Origin of the sequence: Staphylococcus sp. HMSC065D05, from assembly GCF_001813195.1 — a bacterium.
Taxonomy (GTDB): domain Bacteria; phylum Bacillota; class Bacilli; order Staphylococcales; family Staphylococcaceae; genus Staphylococcus; species Staphylococcus epidermidis.
The window spans coordinates 3,015-23,601 of record NZ_KV811757.1; the positions used below are offsets into that span (position 1 = coordinate 3,015).

Annotated in this window: 20 protein-coding genes and 2 pseudogenes; 9 read left to right on the forward strand and 13 right to left on the reverse strand. The window is 30.9% G+C overall.

What is annotated here, in order from left to right; all coding sequences use genetic code 11:
* Together HMPREF2897_RS07845 and HMPREF2897_RS07850 are read right to left on the reverse strand one after the other, a co-directional pair.
* Positions 1-729: pseudogene (locus HMPREF2897_RS07845) on the reverse strand (cell surface protein); the annotation flags it as partial.
* Positions 730-1,291: 562 nt separating this feature from the next.
* A complete protein-coding gene (locus tag HMPREF2897_RS07850) occupies positions 1,292-1,852 on the reverse strand; it encodes a hypothetical protein (RefSeq protein ID WP_070592894.1) in 561 nt (186 codons plus the stop codon).
* Between the two features lie 520 nt (positions 1,853-2,372).
* Between HMPREF2897_RS07850 and HMPREF2897_RS07855 the strand changes: the two genes are divergently transcribed.
* The 3 genes and pseudogenes from HMPREF2897_RS07855 to HMPREF2897_RS07870 all read left to right on the forward strand — a co-directional run.
* A complete protein-coding gene (locus tag HMPREF2897_RS07855; RefSeq protein ID WP_002447504.1) occupies positions 2,373-2,852 on the forward strand; it encodes a hypothetical protein in 480 nt (159 codons plus the stop codon).
* A 14-nt stretch (positions 2,853-2,866) separates the two neighbouring features.
* Positions 2,867-3,259 (forward strand): hypothetical protein, encoded by a 393-nt coding sequence (locus HMPREF2897_RS07860; RefSeq protein ID WP_002447505.1) that lies wholly within the window; start codon positions 2,867-2,869, stop codon positions 3,257-3,259.
* Positions 3,260-3,716: 457 nt separating this feature from the next.
* Positions 3,717-4,057: pseudogene (locus HMPREF2897_RS07870) on the forward strand (tyrosine-type recombinase/integrase); the annotation flags it as partial.
* Positions 4,058-4,169: 112 nt separating this feature from the next.
* Here HMPREF2897_RS07870 and groL read toward each other — a convergent pair.
* On the reverse strand, positions 4,170-5,789 hold the full coding sequence (groL, locus tag HMPREF2897_RS07875) for a chaperonin GroEL (protein WP_002447508.1): 1,620 nt from the start codon (positions 5,787-5,789) through the stop codon (positions 4,170-4,172).
* Positions 5,790-5,844: 55 nt separating this feature from the next.
* Positions 5,845-6,129, reverse strand: coding sequence for a co-chaperone GroES (groES, locus tag HMPREF2897_RS07880; RefSeq protein WP_001830378.1), 285 nt, complete (start codon positions 6,127-6,129; stop codon positions 5,845-5,847).
* Between the two features lie 174 nt (positions 6,130-6,303).
* On the opposite strand from groES, the gene mroQ reads away from it, so the two are divergent.
* A complete protein-coding gene (gene mroQ, locus HMPREF2897_RS07885; protein WP_002447509.1) occupies positions 6,304-7,044 on the forward strand; it encodes an intramembrane glutamic endopeptidase MroQ in 741 nt (246 codons plus the stop codon).
* Between the two features lie 60 nt (positions 7,045-7,104).
* Here mroQ and sdrH read toward each other — a convergent pair whose 3' ends face one another.
* Complete coding sequence (gene sdrH / locus HMPREF2897_RS07890) at positions 7,105-8,547, reverse strand: MSCRAMM-like protein SdrH (RefSeq protein WP_070592896.1); 1,443 nt, start codon at positions 8,545-8,547, stop codon at positions 7,105-7,107.
* A 351-nt stretch (positions 8,548-8,898) separates the two neighbouring features.
* Between sdrH and HMPREF2897_RS07895 the strand changes: the two genes are divergently transcribed.
* Positions 8,899-9,684 (forward strand): carbon-nitrogen family hydrolase, encoded by a 786-nt coding sequence (locus HMPREF2897_RS07895; RefSeq protein ID WP_070592898.1) that lies wholly within the window; start codon positions 8,899-8,901, stop codon positions 9,682-9,684.
* Between the two features lie 380 nt (positions 9,685-10,064).
* Here the strand turns inward: HMPREF2897_RS07895 and hld are convergent, their stop codons facing one another.
* Positions 10,065-10,142, reverse strand: coding sequence for a delta-hemolysin (hld, locus tag HMPREF2897_RS12370; protein WP_002494082.1), 78 nt, complete (start codon positions 10,140-10,142; stop codon positions 10,065-10,067).
* A 316-nt stretch (positions 10,143-10,458) separates the two neighbouring features.
* Here hld and HMPREF2897_RS07900 point away from each other — a divergent pair, with 316 nt between their 5' ends.
* Genes HMPREF2897_RS07900 through agrA form a run of 4 tightly spaced genes read left to right on the forward strand, consistent with a single transcriptional unit; the run spans position 10,459 to position 13,216 of the window.
* Positions 10,459-11,022 carry an accessory gene regulator AgrB gene (locus tag HMPREF2897_RS07900; RefSeq protein WP_020363188.1) on the forward strand — a complete coding sequence of 188 codons (564 nt, stop codon included), beginning with the start codon at positions 10,459-10,461 and terminating at the stop codon, positions 11,020-11,022.
* 5 nt (positions 11,023-11,027) lie between these two features.
* Positions 11,028-11,168: a cyclic lactone autoinducer peptide AgrD gene (gene agrD / locus HMPREF2897_RS07905; RefSeq protein ID WP_002490348.1), complete on the forward strand. Its 141-nt coding sequence runs from the start codon at positions 11,028-11,030 to the stop codon at positions 11,166-11,168.
* Positions 11,169-11,193: 25 nt separating this feature from the next.
* Positions 11,194-12,483, forward strand: a complete 1,290-nt coding sequence (gene agrC / locus HMPREF2897_RS07910) for a quorum-sensing sensor histidine kinase AgrC (protein WP_020367417.1) — start codon at positions 11,194-11,196, stop codon at positions 12,481-12,483.
* Between the two features lie 16 nt (positions 12,484-12,499).
* Positions 12,500-13,216, forward strand: a complete 717-nt coding sequence (gene agrA, locus HMPREF2897_RS07915; protein ID WP_002447515.1) for a quorum-sensing response regulator AgrA — start codon at positions 12,500-12,502, stop codon at positions 13,214-13,216.
* 67 nt (positions 13,217-13,283) lie between these two features.
* On the opposite strand, the gene HMPREF2897_RS07920 is transcribed toward agrA, so the two are convergent.
* From HMPREF2897_RS07920 to HMPREF2897_RS07950, 7 genes are all read right to left on the reverse strand, one after another.
* Positions 13,284-14,243 carry a carbohydrate kinase family protein gene (locus HMPREF2897_RS07920; RefSeq protein WP_070592900.1) on the reverse strand — a complete coding sequence of 320 codons (960 nt, stop codon included), beginning with the start codon at positions 14,241-14,243 and terminating at the stop codon, positions 13,284-13,286.
* Positions 14,244-14,249: 6 nt separating this feature from the next.
* The gene (locus HMPREF2897_RS07925; protein ID WP_002447517.1) at positions 14,250-15,722 is read right to left on the reverse strand and encodes a sucrose-6-phosphate hydrolase; all 1,473 of its coding nucleotides are present in this window, start codon (positions 15,720-15,722) and stop codon (positions 14,250-14,252) included.
* Positions 15,723-15,981: 259 nt separating this feature from the next.
* Complete coding sequence (locus HMPREF2897_RS07930; RefSeq protein WP_020363477.1) at positions 15,982-16,935, reverse strand: LacI family DNA-binding transcriptional regulator; 954 nt, start codon at positions 16,933-16,935, stop codon at positions 15,982-15,984.
* Between the two features lie 134 nt (positions 16,936-17,069).
* A complete protein-coding gene (locus HMPREF2897_RS07935) occupies positions 17,070-18,320 on the reverse strand; it encodes an ammonium transporter (RefSeq protein ID WP_020363478.1) in 1,251 nt (416 codons plus the stop codon).
* Between the two features lie 419 nt (positions 18,321-18,739).
* Positions 18,740-18,964 carry a sulfurtransferase TusA family protein gene (locus HMPREF2897_RS07940; protein ID WP_002447520.1) on the reverse strand — a complete coding sequence of 75 codons (225 nt, stop codon included), beginning with the start codon at positions 18,962-18,964 and terminating at the stop codon, positions 18,740-18,742.
* Between the two features lie 51 nt (positions 18,965-19,015).
* Entirely contained in the window at positions 19,016-20,068 is a 1,053-nt protein-coding gene (locus HMPREF2897_RS07945) for a YeeE/YedE family protein (RefSeq protein WP_002475007.1), read from the reverse strand.
* Between the two features lie 86 nt (positions 20,069-20,154).
* Positions 20,155-20,436, reverse strand: coding sequence for a hypothetical protein (locus HMPREF2897_RS07950; protein ID WP_002495670.1), 282 nt, complete (start codon positions 20,434-20,436; stop codon positions 20,155-20,157).
* Between the last annotated feature and the right edge of the window lie 151 nt (positions 20,437-20,587).

Below are 20,587 nucleotides of genomic sequence, written 5' to 3' on the forward strand. Positions count from 1 at the left end.
TTTCTCCTCTCTATCTTTCTTCGGAGTTTTTGTGTCTTTATTTTCTTTGTCTTTCTTTGGTGTTTTGGTGTCTTTAGATTCTTTCTCGTCTTTATCTTTCTGTAGTGTTTTTGTGTCTTCGTCTTTCTCGTTTTTGGTAATTTGTGTATTTGTTACTGAAGTATTTGCTTGATTTTGTTCTTTTCCATTCACTTCATCTTTATTTTGATTGGTTGCTTCAACAACATTATTTGTATTATTATTTTGTTGATTATTTTCAACTATAGGTGATTGTGCAGTGCTAATTTTACGATAAATAAACTTAGTAATTCCGTCACTCACAGAAGTTCTATAATGTTGGTACCCAGGAATTTTCACCGGTTGCCTTTCTGAAGCAGGGGTTTTAGCATCTTCCACAGCATCTTTAATAATATTTCCTTGATCATCTAGCCAGACAGTTACATAAAGAATTGGTAGTTCATATGACGCATCGTATTCTTCTTCATCATTATTATTTTGATCTGTTGTTACGGCTGTTGCATCTGTATTTTCATTATTATTTGTAGGTGCTGTCTGTGAAGTTTTTGGTGATGTTCCTTGATTTGCAGTATTTTCATCCGCATACACAGTTACGTTACTGTTAAATAAATAGAGTGCCAATGTTAATGCACTTGCTGTGCCATATCTTATAGTTTTCTTACTTAAATATGTTTGTATTAATTTCGAATTATTAGGTTTGATGTCTTTCATAGTTGTATGTGCCTCCCAAATTTTTGATTTAAATTAAAATTCGATATCATATGCCTATGATACTGATATTTACAGTGTGAGCATAATCGAACAAAATACACACAATACTTTATTTTATTTATAATATATCATGTATTTTAATTTTTTACAATTTAAAATTACCGAATAATACTAAAGACTTTTTATTACTTTCAACATTGAGATAACACTTTTATAACTGCATTAAAATCGTTGATTTCTCAGAGCTTTACTGACTAAACATTATAACTTTACTATATAGTGAGATATCTGACGATTTTTGTAATTACGATAATTTTAACTCATACCTAAAAAAGCTTCTCAAAAGTCTATTCAACTTTTGAGAAGCTTTTTAGTAATTTAAATTAAATATTTATATTGAAGTCTAAAATCAATAAAATACCTACATCATACCTGGCATTATGTCATAGCTAAAATATACTTGAATACATATATAAAAGCTTATTAAATCAGCGTTTTAACACTTCGGAAATACCATTATTTTTATTTTTGTACTCCGTTATGACCAAATTATGACCATTAGTTATTTACAAATTAAGTAACTAGTATCTTTATAAGTATGATTAAAAGTTAATCCTTTTTTTGATTTTTGATAATATACTTTTATTGATAGCGTTGTATCAATTTCTGAAATTGTATTTATAGAATATTCCTGCACTTCGTTATAATTAGATAATTTTTCTAAATTTTCGTTTTTACTTTTAGCAGGTTGATTTATAGGTAATATCAAACTTTGATTAGGAGTTAAAATATGATTTTTACATAATAGATTTAATACTTTTTCTAGACTTATATAATTATTATCTGCAGTTTCAAACATCGATTCAAATTTATACTGTTTATTATTAGTATAAATATTTTCTTCACAAATAATTTTAATAGCAGTAATAATACCAGGTACTTTACCAAAGTTTTTTATTTCTATATTTTCCGCCTTTATACGTTTACCTTCTTGATCTTTCTTTGTATTCAAAATAACATAAATTTGTGGTCTGAGATTATCTAATCTATTCAATAATGCTACAATAAAACTGCAAATAGAAAATATCACAGAACATATAGAAATTATAATAGTTGTCATCATTCATCATGCCCTTTTTCTTAAAAGAATACCATATATAAATTTAGTACCTACTCTTAAATTATGATACTATTAACCTATGTTGAAAGTTACTCAACATTTGGGGATTCATGAATCTCAGTTAGTTTTAAATCATAGTATAATTAAATGACGCTACTCATACTATGTTTATTTTTAATTTCAAATTCGACGTTTAAGCCATCATATACTACGTATGATGTTCTTTATTATGACTATATTTATAAAAATAATCTTAATTTCTTCAGAGAACGTTTTGTTCAGTCAACTTTTTTACATTTTGAAACGCACGTCACATTTATCTTTTACATATATTATTTTTTCACTGCAACACAGGACTTTTCTCAGAAGTAATTCCAAAGTTAATAAAAGTAAAAAGTTATATATAGACACTTATGTATACGAAACAGACACTTAGAGAAATTACACCAATTTTAAAATTATTACTATAGACTAAAGTTGTAAGTGCTTGGTTTAAAAATTTGATTACGGGAGTAGATAAGCTGTGAATTTAAGTAAAAGTATTGGATCGCTAGTTTTAAGTGCTATTGTAGTTTCTTCAGTTTCCCCTTTAGCAAATGCGAATGAAGTTCAAGAAAGTTCTCAAAAAGTAAACCAACCACAATATGTAAATGTTGATGGTGTTAAAATTAATCGAAATCCCGATTTACCTCAAAATCCTCAAGCTCAAGAACGAATCGGAGCAACAAAAGTAGCAAAAACAGCAATTAAATTTATAATAAATCATAAAAGCGATGCAAGAAAAGTAATTAAAAAAGTCGGTGGCAATAAAGCGGCTAACTTGTTTGATAAAGCTTATTCACCTATAGTGAAAGAATTGAAACCATTACTTAAATTGTCAGATGTACCAGCTCAAGCTGTTGGAGACGCTGCATATCGAGGAGCTTTAAATGCTGGTTTAAGTAAGGGAAATGCCGGGATAATATCAACAACTATTAAAGAATCAATATCATGGTTATTTTAAATGGAGTGAGCTAAATGTTAGAAGATAAAAACGATATTAGACTTTTATATCAATCAATTCAAGAATTAGCATCAGAAATGGGACAAAGCCAACTAAACACTAAAACTGTTAGTTTAATATTTTTAGAAATGGATTTAAAATATAGTGTTTTTGAGGAGGTTCAAGCTAATTTCCTTAAATATATCGCTCATAGAAATTCTAATGAAATTATGTATTTAGATTTAGTTAAAATAATTAATTCTGCACTGCCTACAGATAGAGAGTTATCATCGGTAATAATTAATCAGATAATTGTAGGTTTTGCTAATAATTATTATCCAATATTAAAGGAGATTGCTAGCAACATTATAAGTGAAGAAGGACATACAATCTATAAACATTTTAATCCTAAAAATTTAGATGATTAACAACAAGGCTCAGCATTAAATTGTTGAGCCTTTTAACTGCGGTCATTCATCATGAAAGATATCACATTTTACACCTTCAACTAAAAAATTACAGAAATATTTACTAATTGATGAAAATATAAATCAATAATTATTTATATATTCATCCATGTCAATAATAAAATTATTAACCATTAGAAAACAAAATTATGAAAAAGATTTTTATTTAGAAGGCTATGTTTACCCTGGTAGTTCCTATGATATACCTTTAAAAACTGGTGAATTTAGTCATTACATATCAATTAATATCGAAGAATCTGAACATTACACTGATGATGAATTTTTAGATTTTTTATCAAATATGAGTATTTCCTTTAGAATGGAATTTATAAATAAAATTATTACAAAATTAAAGCAACAAATTGAAACATTATCTAAAAATAATCAAACTATAAAGTTCATTGATGTATATGAAATACAAGACAAATGGAAAGATGCGTTATATATTGATAATGATTTTGTGTTTACAGATTATAATGGTTATCCTTTGGTTATTAGAAAATTATCCACTTGGATTAATAGTATTATGTGATACACACAAACATTAATAAAGATATTTCAACGCACTCATTCCGTCACACGCATTGTGCATTACTTATTGAGGCTGGTGTACACATTAAAGAAATTCAAGAACGACTACGCCATAAAAATATCAATACCACAATGAACATCTACGCAAAGATTACAGAATCATATAAAAAAGACGCCTCCCAAAAGTTTAGCCAACTTATGGAAAACGTCTCAAAAGATTTATTTTAAATGTCCGAAAAGTTCAGCTGAACCTATCGGCATTTTATTTTTTAAATTTCTATGACCAAATTATGACCATTTAATTTTATAAATGCCTTTAAACCAACTCTTAAAAGCCTTATTACATCATACCTGGCATGCCACCCATTCCAGGTTGTTCATTATTTTCTGGCTCTGGAATACTAGCAACGACTGCTTCAGTTGTTAAGAACATAGCAGCTACACTTGCTGCATGTTGTAACGCTGAACGAGTTACTTTAGTTGGATCTACTATACCTTCTTCTAACATATTAACCCATTCATTTGTTGCTGCATTGAAACCAACGCCCGCTTCAGCATGTTTTAAACGTTCAACAATAATTGAACCCTCTAATCCTGCATTTTCAGCAATTTGTCTAACAGGTGCTTGTAATGCTTGTAAAACAATATTAACACCTGTTTCAACATCACCTTCTGCTTTAATTTCACTTACTTTTTGATATATATTGACTAACGCAGTTCCACCACCAGCAACGATACCTTCTTCCACCGCTGCACGTGTTGAATTTAATGCGTCTTCAATTCTTAGTTTACGTTCTTTCAGTTCTGTTTCACTTGCAGCCCCTACTTTGATAACAGCTACGCCACCAGCTAGTTTTGCTAAGCGTTCCTGTAATTTTTCTTTATCAAACTCTGAATCAGTTTCTTCAATTTGCGCTTTAATTTGACCTACACGAGCATCAATATTATTTTCATCACCATTACCATCTACGACTGTTGTGTGATCTTTAGTCACTTCAACTTTATTTGCAGTACCTAGCATATCAAGAGATGCATCTTTAAGTTCTAAACCTAAATCATCAGTAATGACTTGAGCACCAGTTAATATTGCTAGGTCTTCTAACATTGCTTTACGTCGATCACCAAATCCTGGAGCTTTAACTGCTACAGCAGTAAATGTTCCGCGCATACGGTTTAAAACAATATTAGTAAGCGCATCACCTTCTACTTCATCCGCAACAATTAAAATAGGTCGACTAGACTGCACAACTTGTTCTAATAATGGAAGAATATCTTGGAATGATGAAATTTTCTTATCCGTTACTAATATATATGGACGTTCTAATTCAGCTATCATTTTATCTGAGTCAGTTACCATATATGGTGATTGATAACCGCGATCAAATTGCATTCCTTCAACTACTTCTAATTCTGTATTAAATCCATTTGATTCTTCAATTGTGATAACGCCATCGTTACCTACTTTATCCATTGCTTCAGAAATGTAGCGTCCGATTTCTTCATCTGCTGCTGAAATAGCTCCAACTTGCGCTATCTCGTTCTTATTTTCAACCTTTTGAGAAATCTCATGAAGTGCTTCTATAGCCACTTGCACTGCTTTGTCAATACCTTGTCTTAAACCTACAGGATTTGCACCACTTGTAACATTCTTAAGACCTTCCTGAATCATTGATTGCGCTAATACTGTTGCTGTAGTAGTACCGTCCCCAGCAATTTCATTTGTTTTATTCGCAACTTCCTGCACTAATTTTGCACCCATATTCTCATATGGATCTTCTAACTCTATTTCCTTAGCAATTGTTACACCGTCGTTTGTAATTAAAGGTGTTGTATAATCCTTATCTAGAACAACATTTCGCCCTTTAGGTCCAATTGTAACCTTTACAGCGTTTGCTAATTTATCAACGCCACGTAACATTGCTTGACGTGCGTCTTCAGAGAATTTAAGATCTTTTGCCATAGTCTAAACAACCTCCACTTATTAAATCATTTAATTAATATTTAAAATTCGCACTTTATTCTATAATAGCTAATATATCTTCTTCATTTAAAATTAAATATGTTTTGTCGCCACGTTTCACTTCAGTACCTGCGTATTGTTGGAAGACGATTGTGTCACCTTCACTGACTTGAGGAGCAACTTGTGTGCCATTGTCTAATAAACGACCTTGTCCAACTGCAATGATCACACCTTCATTTGATTTTTCTTTAGCGCTATCTGTTAAAACGATGCCACTTTTAGTTGTTTGTTCTTGCTCTTTCTTCTCAATAATCACACGATTTCCTAATGGTTTAAGCATGATTGTTCCTCCTTCATTTACATGTGATTTAGCACTTTGATATATAGAGTGCTAATCTGTTTTTAATATTAATCAAAATTGGTCAATATATCAAGCAATAAGGACTATTAATTTTGTACTTATCCTTTATTTACGATAAAATATATAATATACATATATAGATGGAGGGAAATTATGAAAAGGTTATGGGTATCCCTATTAACCGTTCTATTCTACGGTTTAGCTCAAATATTACCTGGTTTGGTTTTAGGTAGCCATTTACTTGGAGATATGTCTAAAATGCAAACTGCCCAAACAATGATTATCATGCAAGTATCTATCTTCATCATCGCTGCATTGTTAATCATTTTCATGCAAGCAACCATTAAAAATCCTACTCAATTAGAACAAGGACATAAGGAACCTAAAAGATATATTCTCGCCTGGGTTCTATTAGGATTTTGTATTGTGATGATTTACCAATTCATTATCAGTATAATTTTATTTGCCATCAATGGAAGTCCGCAAAGAAGTCCAAACACAGAAAGGTTAATGGCTATTGCTAAGCAAATGCCGATATTTATCGTTTTAATATCCATCGTAGGTCCCATTTTAGAGGAATACGTTTTTCGTAAAGTTATCTTCGGAGAATTGTATAACTTTATAAAAGGATCACGTGTGGTAAGCTTTATCATTGCATCTGTAGTAAGCTCTCTAATATTCGCTTTAGCACATAATGACTTCAAATTTATACCAGTATATTTTGGAATGGGAGTCATTTTCTCACTTGCTTATGTTTATACAAAACGAATTGCAGTGCCAATAGGTATACACATGCTTATGAATGGTTCGGTTGTATTAGCTCAAGTTATAGGTGGAGATTCTATTAAAAAATTGCAAGAACAAGCAACATTTATATTCCATTTTATATTTTAAAAATAAAAGCATCTCATCATGTATAAATCAATTATCATACATGGCGAGATGCTTATTTTATTACCCTTTTCTTCTAAAGATATATAGTCCAGTGACTCCTAGAAAAATTCCAATTATTGCAATACTTAATGATAAAAGACTTCGATGCATTTTCTTTTTCTTATCATAATCTTTGGAGTGTTCGTCATTATTTGTTGTTATTTCATCTGCACTATGGTTTTTGAAGGCGCTGTGATTTTTATCTTCTTTATCTGTAGGTTTTTTAAGTTCTGGCATTGAGCCGATTTCTCCTGTAATTAAAGCTAAAACCTGATCGTCTAAATTTTCATAGTATTTACTAGAATTAAGTGGATTAAAATATTGAAATCTGAAATAGCTTGTCCCTTTTTGTAATGAATTTAAATATTCATTTCCTCTAAATGATTGCTTTCTAAACAAGCTATAAATGTCACTATCTGTCACCTTTCCATCTAATTGATTCAAATTTTTTACTTGATTAATCAAAAACGGATTGTACTTATAGGCACCCGTTGCTAATTGTCTAAATCTACTAATTAATGAATTGGTATTATCACTACTATTCATTCTATGTTCGATATTATTTTGAGATTTAAAAAAGCCATTTTTATTCCATATAAATTGATTTATATTATTTTGATTTCTATGACCTGAGCTAGAATTAATAATATTTTGTCGACGTTTATATGGCGCACCGTCTCCATTAGTACGTGTATGATTAATATTATGGTCTATATTGTTTTGATTTGTTTGATTGTATTTAGGCCTTTGGGGTTGATTCGTATGACTTTGAGAAGGTCTATTTGTATTTCCTTTAGTATTACCAGGTTTTTTTCCGGTATGTGAATCCTTACCTGAACTTGTATCAGAGTCTGAATCACTATCTGAATCTGAGTCACTTCCTGAATCCGAGTCACTATCTGAGTCTAAGTCACTGTCTGAATCTGAGTCACTATCTGAGTCTGAGTCACTGTCTGAATCTGAATCACTGTCTGCATCTGAGTCACTATCTGAATCCGAGTCACTGTCTGCACCTGAGTCACTATCTGAGTCCGAATCGCTGTCTGAATCTGAATCACTGTCTGCATCTGAGTCGCTGTCTGAATCTGAGTCACTATCTGAATCGGAATCACTGTCTGCACCTGAGTCACTACCTGAATCTGAGTCACTACCTGAATCTGAGTCACCATCTGAATCTGAATCACTATCTAAATATGTGTCAATGTCTGAATCTGAATCACTATCTGAAACGATATCTGTGTCTAAATCATTATCCGAATTCATACTATTTCCTGTGCGACTAGTGTCATTCACTTCATTGATAGTATTGCTCTTAGCTGTATTCTTATCAATCTGGTCTTTAGAAAAATTAATGTCAATAGGATGACTACCCTCAGCATGTGCTTGGTGACTGAATAATGATGTAGTTACCATGAACGCAAAGCCCGTAAGCATAAATGAATGTTTAATGTTAAACTTTTTCATAGATTCAACCACCTCCCCATTACAATCTTTTGTTATTTCAAGTATATAAAAAAACTAAGCATTTTGCATTTAAATATGATTATTGAAAATTAATATTAATAAAGTTGAAACGTAAAAGTAACTATTTGTAAACAACAGAATTCATGAAATTTTTTATTTTAATTAGTACTTGATAATTAGATGTAAGCTAAAGCTTCACCCTAAGCCTAACAAAATTTCAAAATTTATGTTAGTTCAATATAGTTGTATGTATAGATTAACATGATTAAATTTTAGATATTTTAAATGAAATTTTGCCTTTAACTGGCAATTTTAGTATCTTATAACTAAAACGACAGGCGGGTGAATATATTGAAAATCCAAATACTTCAATTCAATGTAGAACGTGGAAATGTTGAAAAAAATATGCAAAATATCAAAACTAAGTTTAAGCAATATTTAGATAAAGATACCAGTGTCGTCGTGCTTCCAGAAATGTGGAATAACGGTTATGCTTTAGAAGAATTAAAACAAAAAGCTGATAAAAATCTTAAAGACAGTTCTCTCTTTATAAAAGATTTAGCACATACATTTAATGTGGATATCATTGCAGGTTCAGTTTCAAATATAAGAGAAAATCATATATATAATACTGCTTTTGCAATCAATAAAAACGGAGAATTGATTAATGAATATGACAAAATACATCTCGTGCCAATGTTACGTGAACCAGACTTTTTATGTGGTGGACATATAGTCCCTGAACCTTTTTATTTATCTGATCAAACACTTGTGACACAAATCATTTGTTATGACTTACGATTTCCAGAGATATTACGCTATCCAGCTAGAAAAGGTGCTAAAATTGCTTTTTATGTAGCGCAGTGGCCTAACTCAAGACTAGATCATTGGTTATCATTACTAAAAGCGAGAGCAATCGAAAATGATATTTTTATTGTAGCTTGTAATAGTTGTGGTGATGATGGTCACACCAGTTATGCTGGAAATTCGATTGTCATTAATCCTAATGGTGAAATTTTAGGCCATTTAGATGATAAAGAAGGTGTACTAACAACACATATCGACATAGACTTAGTAGATCAACAAAGAGAATATATTCCAGTTTTCAAAAATCTAAAACCACATCTTTATAAATAGCATAGTTAAAGCCGTGAGCTTGGGAGAGACTCACGGCTTGATAACTTATTATTAAGGGAATGTTTTTACAGTTATTTTTTCAATCTATTTTTTGGGGATGTTATTAATTATGAAAAAATTTTAGTGAATTTATCTATTTAACATGATAAATTGAATGTTGTTTACGATAGTTTACATGCTAGAAATAATTACCTATTTAAGGTAGCTAAGAATAATACGTAACACTGAGTCCAAGGAAACTACAGCTACTAGCAAATGCTTCTCACTTGCTTAGTTTATATTAGTAAATTATTAAGTTGGGATGGCTCAACAACTCACTAATAGTATTAATTATACGAAGAAAACAAAGTTACAAAAGTTACAATAGACTCATTCAAAAATTATTTTTTGAATTTATTAACTGTGTCGATAATCCATTTTACTAAATCACCGATTGTAGAAATGATATCTGCTGCCATTATAACTTCACTCCTTTCGAATTAAGGTAATGGATACGAATGAATTTAACATTCACTCTACTAGATTAAGCAAATTTTTCAACTATCTTTCAATCACATCTCTGTGATATGAGTCTATTAAAACATGATTTTTCCATTTAAAGATTAAAATTTCGTAAATAGCAATATTTAGTACTCAACTGTAAAACTAAATATGATAAAATAACTAATAGTACTTAATTAAAACACTTAGGTATGTTTTTTTGACAGTTAGGCATGTTTTCTAAAATATGTTGCGCAAAATTGTATAATGACACTTGAGGAGAGTAGTAAACAAGTGAAAATCATCGATAAAAATATTGAGCAATTTGCTCAATATTTACAACGTAAAAATAACTTAGATTACATTCAGTTTCTAAAAGTTCGTTTAGGGATGCAAGTAGTTGCTGGTAATATTGAAAAAACAGTGGTTCTATACGGACTATCTTATTTTTTTGATTTGCTCATTTTTACATTTTTAACTCATATTAGTTACTTTCTATTAAGAATTTTTGCTCATGGTGCACATGCTAAAACAACTCTTCAATGTCATATACAAAATATTCTTTATTTTTTATTTTTACCTTGGCTAGTGCTACACCTTCCTTTTAGTACAAATATATTTTATTTTTTAGCCATGATTAGTTTTTTATTAGTAATATCTTTTGCACCGGCTGCAACCAAGAAACAACCTATACCTAAACATTTATTTAAGAAGAAAAAAGTACTCTCCATATTAAGTTTTATCGTAATCATAACAATCGCTTTAACACTAGAAGAAGTATTCAAAAAAAATGTAATATCGGGTGTTGTAATAGAGGCTATTACACTTTTACCAATATTTTTTCCTAAGGAGGATTAACAAATATGAATTTATTAGGTGGCTTATTTTTAAAAATATTTTCAAACTTTATGGCAGTAATTGGTAACGCAGCAAAATACAACCCTTGTGCTAGTTATCTCGATGAGCCACAAGTGCCAGAAGAATTAACTAAACTAGATGAGTAGAATTTAGTAGAAAGAGTGTATTCAATTGGATGAGCTTAACTTTTTATCATTTGCAGCTATACAGATATTTCTTTTGGTTTGGGTTATAAAAACTATTGCTAATATTAAATTTGTAAGAAAGGATTATATTTTCATTACTGGAATTATAATCCTTTCTGCAATATTATATAATGTTTATTCAAGCCAAGCACTTGTACTTGTAGTATTAATGATTATAATTTTCTTCTATTCAAAAGTCAGATGGTATTCTATAGTTATAGTGTTAATGAGCACTTTGTTGTCATATTTAACAAATTTTATTACAGTAGTCATCTCTTTATATACTGAAGATATAATACATAATATTTATTTATTTACTATCTTTCATTTATTAATTTATGTCATTTTATCTTTAATTTTGGCACATTTATTTAAACACTTATTAATTAAGCTTAGGTATATTTATTTATATATAAGCAAAAGATATTACTTTATTATTTCTTTTGTATTAGCTATTGCTTTTATATACTTCTATATAATTTCACAAACTAATTTACAAGAAAATAATAGTTTAAAATTTTATGCCATCATTTTTGTTTCTGTTATCGTATTTTTGAGTTTGGTTATATTATTGTTATCGGCTTTCGCACTACGTGAAATGAAATATAAACGTAAGCTACAAGAAATCGAAGCATATTATGAGTACACGTTACGTATAGAAAGCATTAACAATGAAATGCGTAAGTTCCGACATGATTATGTGAATATACTCACCACTCTTTCAGATTACATAAGAGAAGATGATATGCCTGGATTACGTAAATATTTTGATGAACATATTGTCCCAATGAAAGATAAATTAAAAACTCGCTCTATTAAAATGAATGGTATTGAAAAATTGAAAGTGAGAGAAATTAAAGGGCTGATTACTACTAAAATTATTCAAGCTCAAGAAAAACGTATTCCAATTAGTATTGAGGTTCCTGATGAAATTGATCGTATCGATATGAATACTGTTGAGCTTAGTCGTATTATCGGTATTATAGTTGATAATGCTATTGAAGCTTCAGAAAATCTTGAAGAACCACTCATCAATATCGCATTCATTGATAATGATGAATCTGTCACTTTTATCGTTATGAATAAATGTAGTGATGATATTCCTAAAATTCATGAGTTATTTGAACAAGGTTTTTCTACCAAAGGCGATAATCGCGGTTTAGGTTTATCAACTTTAAAAGAACTGACAGACTCAAACGAGAATGTTTTATTAGATACTGTCATCGAAAATGGTTACTTTGTACAAAAAGTAGAAATAAATAATAAGGAATCATAAGGATGTGTAGAATTAAATGAAAATTTTTGTTTGTGAAGATGACCAAAGACAAAGAGAACATATGGTATCAATCATTAAAAACTACATAATGATTGAAGAAAAGCCAATGGAGTTAACTTTAGCAACAAATGATCCTTATGAGGTCTTAGAGCAATCAAAAGAACTTAATGACATTGGTTGTTACTTCCTTGATATTCAATTAGAAGCTGATATGAACGGTATTAAATTAGCCAGTGAAATTCGTAAACATGATCCTGTTGGTAATATTATATTTGTAACCAGTCACAGTGAACTGACTTATTTGACGTTTGTTTATAAAGTGGCTGCTATGGATTTTATTTTTAAGGATGATCCATCTGAATTAAAAATGAGAATCATAGATTGTCTTGAAACAGCACATACACGACTCAAATTATTATCTAAAGAAAGTAATGTAGATACGATTGAGTTAAAACGTGGAAGTAATTCAGTATACGTTCAATATGATGATATTATGTTTTTTGAATCATCTACGAAATCTCATAGACTCATCGCACATCTTGATAATCGACAAATTGAATTTTATGGAAATTTAAAGGAATTAGCACAGCTTGATGAACGTTTCTTTAGATGTCATAACAGTTTTGTAATAAACAGGCATAATATTGAATCTATTGATTCAAAAGAACGTATTGTTTACTTTAAGAATGGCGAAAATTGTTTCGCTTCAGTACGTAATGTTAAAAAAATATAATGTAACACCCACCTTTACGATATGAAGTTGTAAAGGTGGGTGTTTGACTTATTTCTTATGTTTTTAATCAATAATAGTCTTTTATATCTTCTTTTGTTGGCAAACTTTCAATAGCACCATGTTTCGTTGTTGTAAGTGCTGCAACACGATTACTAAACGCTAGTATATCCTTTCCCTTTTCCTTAAATAAATCTTTACATTCAGAATGCCGAGCCTGGAGTATGCAATAAATAATAGCACCTATAAATGCGTCACCAGCACCAGTTGTATCAATTGCTTGAACTTGATACCCCTCATGATGAATACGATAATCATCTTTGGTAAAAATAGTGGCACCTTGTGCTCCTTGCGTATAAATCACTACATTAACTTGACCTCTAAATAAAGATTGAATTGCTTCATCTTCATTCTTCTTACCAGTAATAAATAATAATTCTTCATCAGATATTTTAACAATATGAGCTTTAGGTATGAACGCATTAATTGTACGTTGACATTCGAGTTTATCTTCCCATAAAGGTAAGCGTACATTAGGATCAAAAACAATAGTACCTCCTACTGACTCGAATTTTTCAATCATTTTCTCATGGGCATATTTCATGTCACTCTCTATTAAATCTACAGAACAAAAATGTAAAATATCGTCTTGGAATACTTGAATCTCATCAATATTTTCAGGTTGATATAACATATCTGCAGAAGGTTTACGATAAAATGAGAAATCTCTTTGACCATCATCTTGAAGGCTGACAAATGCCAACGCAGTATTTGCTTTATTAGTTCGCTTAATATATTGCGTACCTACGCCAAGTTGTTCAATTGTTTCTACAATGATATCACCAAACGCGTCATTTCCTAACTGTGTTATCATTTCTGATTTTCCACCTAATTTACTTACTGTAGCCGCTACGTTACACGGTGCGCCTCCAACTTGTCGACTAAATTGTTCAACATCTTTTAATTTTGAATGTGTTACGTGTGGTATGAAATCAATTAATGCCTCACCAATGGGAAATAGACGTCTCATTATAAATCACCCTTTTAATTCATATTTAGTGAATTTTAAATATACTTGACCAGATTCAGTCGAAGCTTTTATACCAGTAGCATCCTCATTTGGGAAAATACGTGAGGTTAAAACACGCTCACCATCATTACAAAATATTTCGATACTAGATGTATCTACAAAAATTTGTAACTGTTTTAATGGTGAGTCTAAAATGGTAGAACGCGTTGTTCCATCGACATTTGATGGTAGTTTCCCACTATCGGTACGATCTAAAGTGAGTTTATTTTCGTGTTTATTATAAGTAATTAGTGTAGATTCAGATCGAGAGCTACGCAATTCAAAATATATTTCTGAAGCATCATTTTCTAATATATCTATAATCATCTCATACTGTTTACCCTCATATGGATGTAATTTACGTTTGAATTTATTAGCATATCCCAAAGCTGTTTCTTTATTTGTCCTTAAATCTTCTAACTGCTTAAAAGGTCGTTGCTTAAGTTTTCCATTTTCAATAGTCAGTACTCGAGGAATAGTAAGACAATGTGCCCACCCCTCTTTATCTGTAGGATACTCTGTATCTGGAAGTCCCATCCATCCTATTAAAATGCGTTGTCCATCTGCATCAATAAACGTTTGTGGCGCATAGAAATCAAAACCATTATCCAATTCTTGAAAACTTTCATGATCGAAAAATAGATTATTAAAGTTTAAATCTCCTATCATAAACCCTGATTGATAGATATTTCTAAATTTATCTCCTTCAGCTTCAACACCTTGTGGACACATGAGTATGACATCTTTATTGCCTAGTCTAAAATAATCAGGGCACTCCCACATATAACCAAATTGTGTCAGATTAGTTTTAATCTCACCCTCAAAATGCCAATCAACAACATCTTGACTACGATATAAAAGTAAACGACCCATCTCATTTTCATTTTGAGCACCTAGAATAGCGTACAGTTGATTATTTTTTTCAAATACCTTGGGATCCCTGAAATGACTTGTATAGCCTTCAGGTTGTCCATAAATCACAGGTTTAGGAAACTTCTCTATTTTTCCGTCTTTGTTCATTCTGGCAATCATTTGACTGGAAATTCTATTCCAATGTTGGTCACGGTGATTACCTGTATACATATAATAAAGGTGATTTTGATATTCAAAAGCACTTCCACTGTATACGCCATGACTATCATACTTAGTATCAGGTTTAAGAAGTGTTCCTTGAGGCTCAAAATGTAATAAATCTTTGCTTTTATAATTAAACCAATATTTTAAACCGTGCACAGCACCTAACGGAAACCATTGATGTGAAATATAATAGTATCCTTTATAATAAATGAGTCCGTTTGGATCATTCAATAAACCCATTTCAGGTTGGATATGAAATGTTTGTCTATATAAAGATGTATCCACTTGGTGTTTCAGTTGCTCAAGATATGTTTCATCAACATCCTCAATACGTTGGTATCTCTCTTCACGAGTCCACTCCACTATGTTCTACCTCCTACTAAAACTATTTATATATTAATAACTCTATTATTCTAACATATCGATTAAGACAAATATGTTAATAATGTCACTTTTTGACATGTTTAAATTCAGGCCTATTAATATCCAATTGATACCAGTCAACATATAATTAATTATTTCATTTAACTATGTTTTCACAATAATTATATCAATTTGATTAGCAATTATCATTATATGTGGTATCGGTTCCATTTTAACTAAAACAAGCTTGTTGTGCATGTTAATTCAAATGGATAGGAATTTTTATTTTTAATGCTGTTTGTTCACATTTTAATAGTTGGTTAATTTCTTTTAATGCTTGCTCTCCTGCTTCAAAGTAATTATAGCTAACCGTTTGAATGACAGGTGATACTATTTGAGTCATAGGGTCTCCACCAAATCCATATATTGAACAATTGTAAAACCTTTGTTGACGATCAGAGCAATATTTATGGATTGCAAAAGCAATGGTATCAGTTGCTCCAACTATCGCATCAGCATGATGTACTCTTTTAAGTTGCTGACTTACATCTTTAAAAGCTTGTTCATGCTTAAATGTTGTCTCATAAATTTTCGGACTTATGTGATAGTCATTCAACGCTTGAATAACTCCCAGCTTACGTTGAACACCAACTGCAATATCTTCTTCACTTACACCAAAGAAATGTACATTTCGACATCCTTTTTCACCAATGAGTACTCCAATTTTATATCCAGCTTCATAATCATCGTGATATATACTATATAGTTGATCATGTTCTTGTCCTACTATAATGACAGGAACATCTATTTTCTCAATGACTTCAATATGCGCTTCAGTAATATGTGTTGCCATTAGCACGATTCCATCAACTTTACTACGTGATAATGTTTTTAGTGCCGAAATTTCACCGTCTATTTCTAATCCTGTGTAATTTAATAATAACTGATATCGATGTTTATTACATTGGTGTACCAAGCCCTTAATTGTTTCATCAACAGCGTATGAATTCATACGTGGAATAATTGCTCCAATCAAATTGGTACGTCGAGCTCTTAAGCTTTGTGCAAATTGATTAGGTTGATAATTATTTTCTTCTATTATTTTAGTTATTTTTTCTTTTGTTGCTGGACTTACAGATCCATTATTTAAAAAGCGTGAAACAGTACTTTTCGATACTCCAGCTAGTTTTGCTATATCTGATATATTTTTCATAAAAAATCACCTATCACGTCATCCATCATTTCTTTTTATTTTATCATATGAACCAACGCTTTAAATAGTTGAAATTATTGTTTAGAATACGATTAAATAAATTGACGTGTTAGGTGATTGTCATTTATATAATTTTAAAACTTAATATGACGATTAAACTTATTTAGCTCTCCATAGAAATATGCTTTCTCACCGTGTACTATAACATCGAGTCCGGTTTTATCTTCTTCTTGAGTTGTAGCTAAAGGAGTAAAAATTTTAATAAATCTAGCAATCAAAAATGTGACTATTGCGCTAAAAACGACAGTCGCAATTGCCGCGCCAAGTTGAATGACTACTATTTTAAAATCACCTGTATAGATAAAACCATTCTGCACCGCACTATTAATTTGATGTGATTGAAAAACTCCTGTAAACACAGCTCCTAAGATACCACCTACACCATGAATACCAAATGCATCAAGTGCATCATTATATTGGAGTTTTACTTTGATTAAATTTATAACGATATAGCAACCTATGCCACCAATTATTGCAATAATCATAGCACTCATATAGCTGACGTATCCTGCTGCTGGTGTAATAGCGACAAGACCAGAGAGTGCTCCAGATAAAAGACCTAGTAAGCTTGTAGTCTTTTTCAAGATATATTCAAAGATTAACCAACCGAAAGCACCTGCACTTGCACCAATAACTGTATTCACAAACGATATCATGGCTATGTGATCGAATGTAAATGCACTGCCCACATTAAATCCATACCATCCTAACCATACTAATATACCACCTATAAGTGTAATTAATAGATTATGGGGAGTATGTTTTTCTTTCTTTTTACCTATACCTATCATTATCCCAAGAACCAAACCAGATACACCTGATGTTATATGAACTACTGTTCCACCCGCATAATCTATTGCTCCAATTTTACTAATCCAACCACCACCCCATACCCAGTGGGCAACAGGGCTATAAATTAATAGAACCCATAAACTCACAAAAATCAGATAAGGAATGAATCTCATTTTCTCGGCTATCGAACCTGATAAAATAGATACCGCAATTGTACAAAACATCATTTGAAACAACATAAATAATGAGAGAGGGATATGAGGACTCAAAGTTTTTGAAGTTTCAAAACCAACATGATGAAGACCCAAAAATTTCAAACCACCTATCCATTGATTACCTCCATCAAAACTTAAAGAGAAACCAATCATTATCCATATAAATGTGACAATGACAATGGCAACCATACTTTGCATTACAGTATTTAAAGCATTTTTTGATTGTACGAGTCCCCCATAAAAAAGGCTTAAACCTGGTGTCATTAACCATACTAATAGAGTACATAAAAATAGAAATATTGTATCATTCATATTCATACTTACCACTTCCTTTAAAAACATCATAATGAGTGTTTTTTTAAAAAGCAAAATTAGGTAAGGTCATGTTACACAGTATGTCACTTTAAGTTACATTGTATATATAAACGTAGTACTAAAAACAAATTACTTTCGTTACACCAAGTTAGTAATCAGTATAATAAAAAGATTATCTTGATTTAGTTATCTCATTACAATAATAAATAAGCCTGGGACAATGATTGTTGTCTCAGGCTATCATAATTCTACTAACGAATTTCATTAAATTAAAAACAGTCTTCAAGTTTAGCTCTTTCTTTCAACGATATAGCTAATGGCTACTTAATTTAACTTTTTTCTCGTCAATTTAATCTATAATTAAATTTGCTTAATTTTCTATCCTTAAAAAATCTTTTTATCAACCTTATAACTATAAGTTTTTATGCCTTTTGAATAGTAATCGTCCATGATGCATCATCAAGTTGCTCATAGTTTGTAACTGGATATCCATTTTCTGCAGCCCAATTAGGTAATGCTTCGGTAGCCTGGGTGCAATCGAAATCGATTTTCAATTCATCCCCTTGATTTAAATCATTCATTTTCTTTTGTGCTTCTATTAAAGGAAATGGACAAACCATCCCTACTGTTCCTAATTCGTATACCATTGATATACCTCCTCATTCACTTTATCTAATGTCACATTTGAATAACCAATCTTAGCTTTGAGATACTTGTTGTAACTTTTTCATAGGTTTTACAAAAATAAAATAACTCATAAACCAAACACCAATAATCATAGAGGCTAAAGCAATCCATCCTTGCCAACTCATTGTAGCTGTCTCTACTAAACCATTACCGATAGAGCAACCACCTGCAACTGAAGCACCAAATCCCATAAATATGCCACCAAGCGCACTATTGCGAATTGTCTTAATATCTGGCAATCTCCATCTAAATTCTTTAGACCCTTTTGCAGCTATATAAGAACCTATGAATATACCTAGTACCAAAAGCACACCCCAATCAATAAATTTTAAATCTCCTGAAATAAGATAATTTACAAGATTTGCAGATGGTGTTGTTATACCTAAGCCACCCATTCTCCCAGTAGATTCACTCATAGGCCAAGCAAGTAAAGCAATAAAACCTATTGCAATACCAGCAACAAATGGATGATATCTTTTTTCAAATAGATAATGTCTAATACCACTATATTTTTGTTTAAGTTGGGGCACCATTATTTTAGGCTTTCGAATTGTTTTTACAACTAAAAATATTGTAATTACAGTTAATAACGTGACGAGAATCCATTGTGGTATACCAGTTGTACTTGTCATACTTGTGCTGACTTGTGTCGGTTTATTTATTTGATTCATTATTGGAAGAAGTACCCCAGTTTTAGTTACGGCTGAAGTCAATGCATAAAATATTAATGCCACCCAACTTCCAATTAACCCTTCACCAGCCCTATACCAAGTTCCAGTCGCGCATCCTCCAGCTAATACTATTCCTATTCCAAAAACGAAGGATCCCAAAATAGTTCCTATAACTGGAAATGTTTCTGCTGGAACCTCAATAATATTTAAGTTCTTTAGAATAAGTAAACCAATACTTTGGACTGTAATAGCAATAAGCAATGCATAAAACATTTTGTTACTTTTTTGAACGTACATATCTCTAAATCCACCAGCTAAACAAAATCTTGTTCTCTGCATTACAAATCCTAGCAATATGCCAACGACTAGTCCGCTTATAATTGTCCAAACCATTTTATCACCTTTTTCCGATATAAATACTAAGGTATTATAGTAGAAAGGACAATATTTTGCAAATTCTTAATTTTCTTTATTATTTTTTAATATAAATATTTTGTGAGTTTGTTTAAGTCATTTTTAGATAAGTTACTAAATTTATACCACTCTCGATCAGAATAATAAATAAACAATTTATTTCCTAATAAACCTTTAGATATTCTATACCGCACAATGCTAGAGAGTTCGAATTGGATATTGAATGGATTATTGTTTTGATTATATGCCTGAAACTCCAACTTATTTTCACGTATCAACAATATACCAGGAACTGTCATTATTCTGGGAATATGTGGTTTGAAATTACAATTTATTTCTTGAGTCACTTGTTTCAATCTCCCATTTCAATAAATATCAACTTACAATTTTTGCTAAAAAAGTTTCGTATTTATAATCTATTGTAACTGTTTAATATAAAAAAAGCACTCTCAATTGAGAGTACTATGTTGGACTGACCCCAATTAGTGGGAATTATAT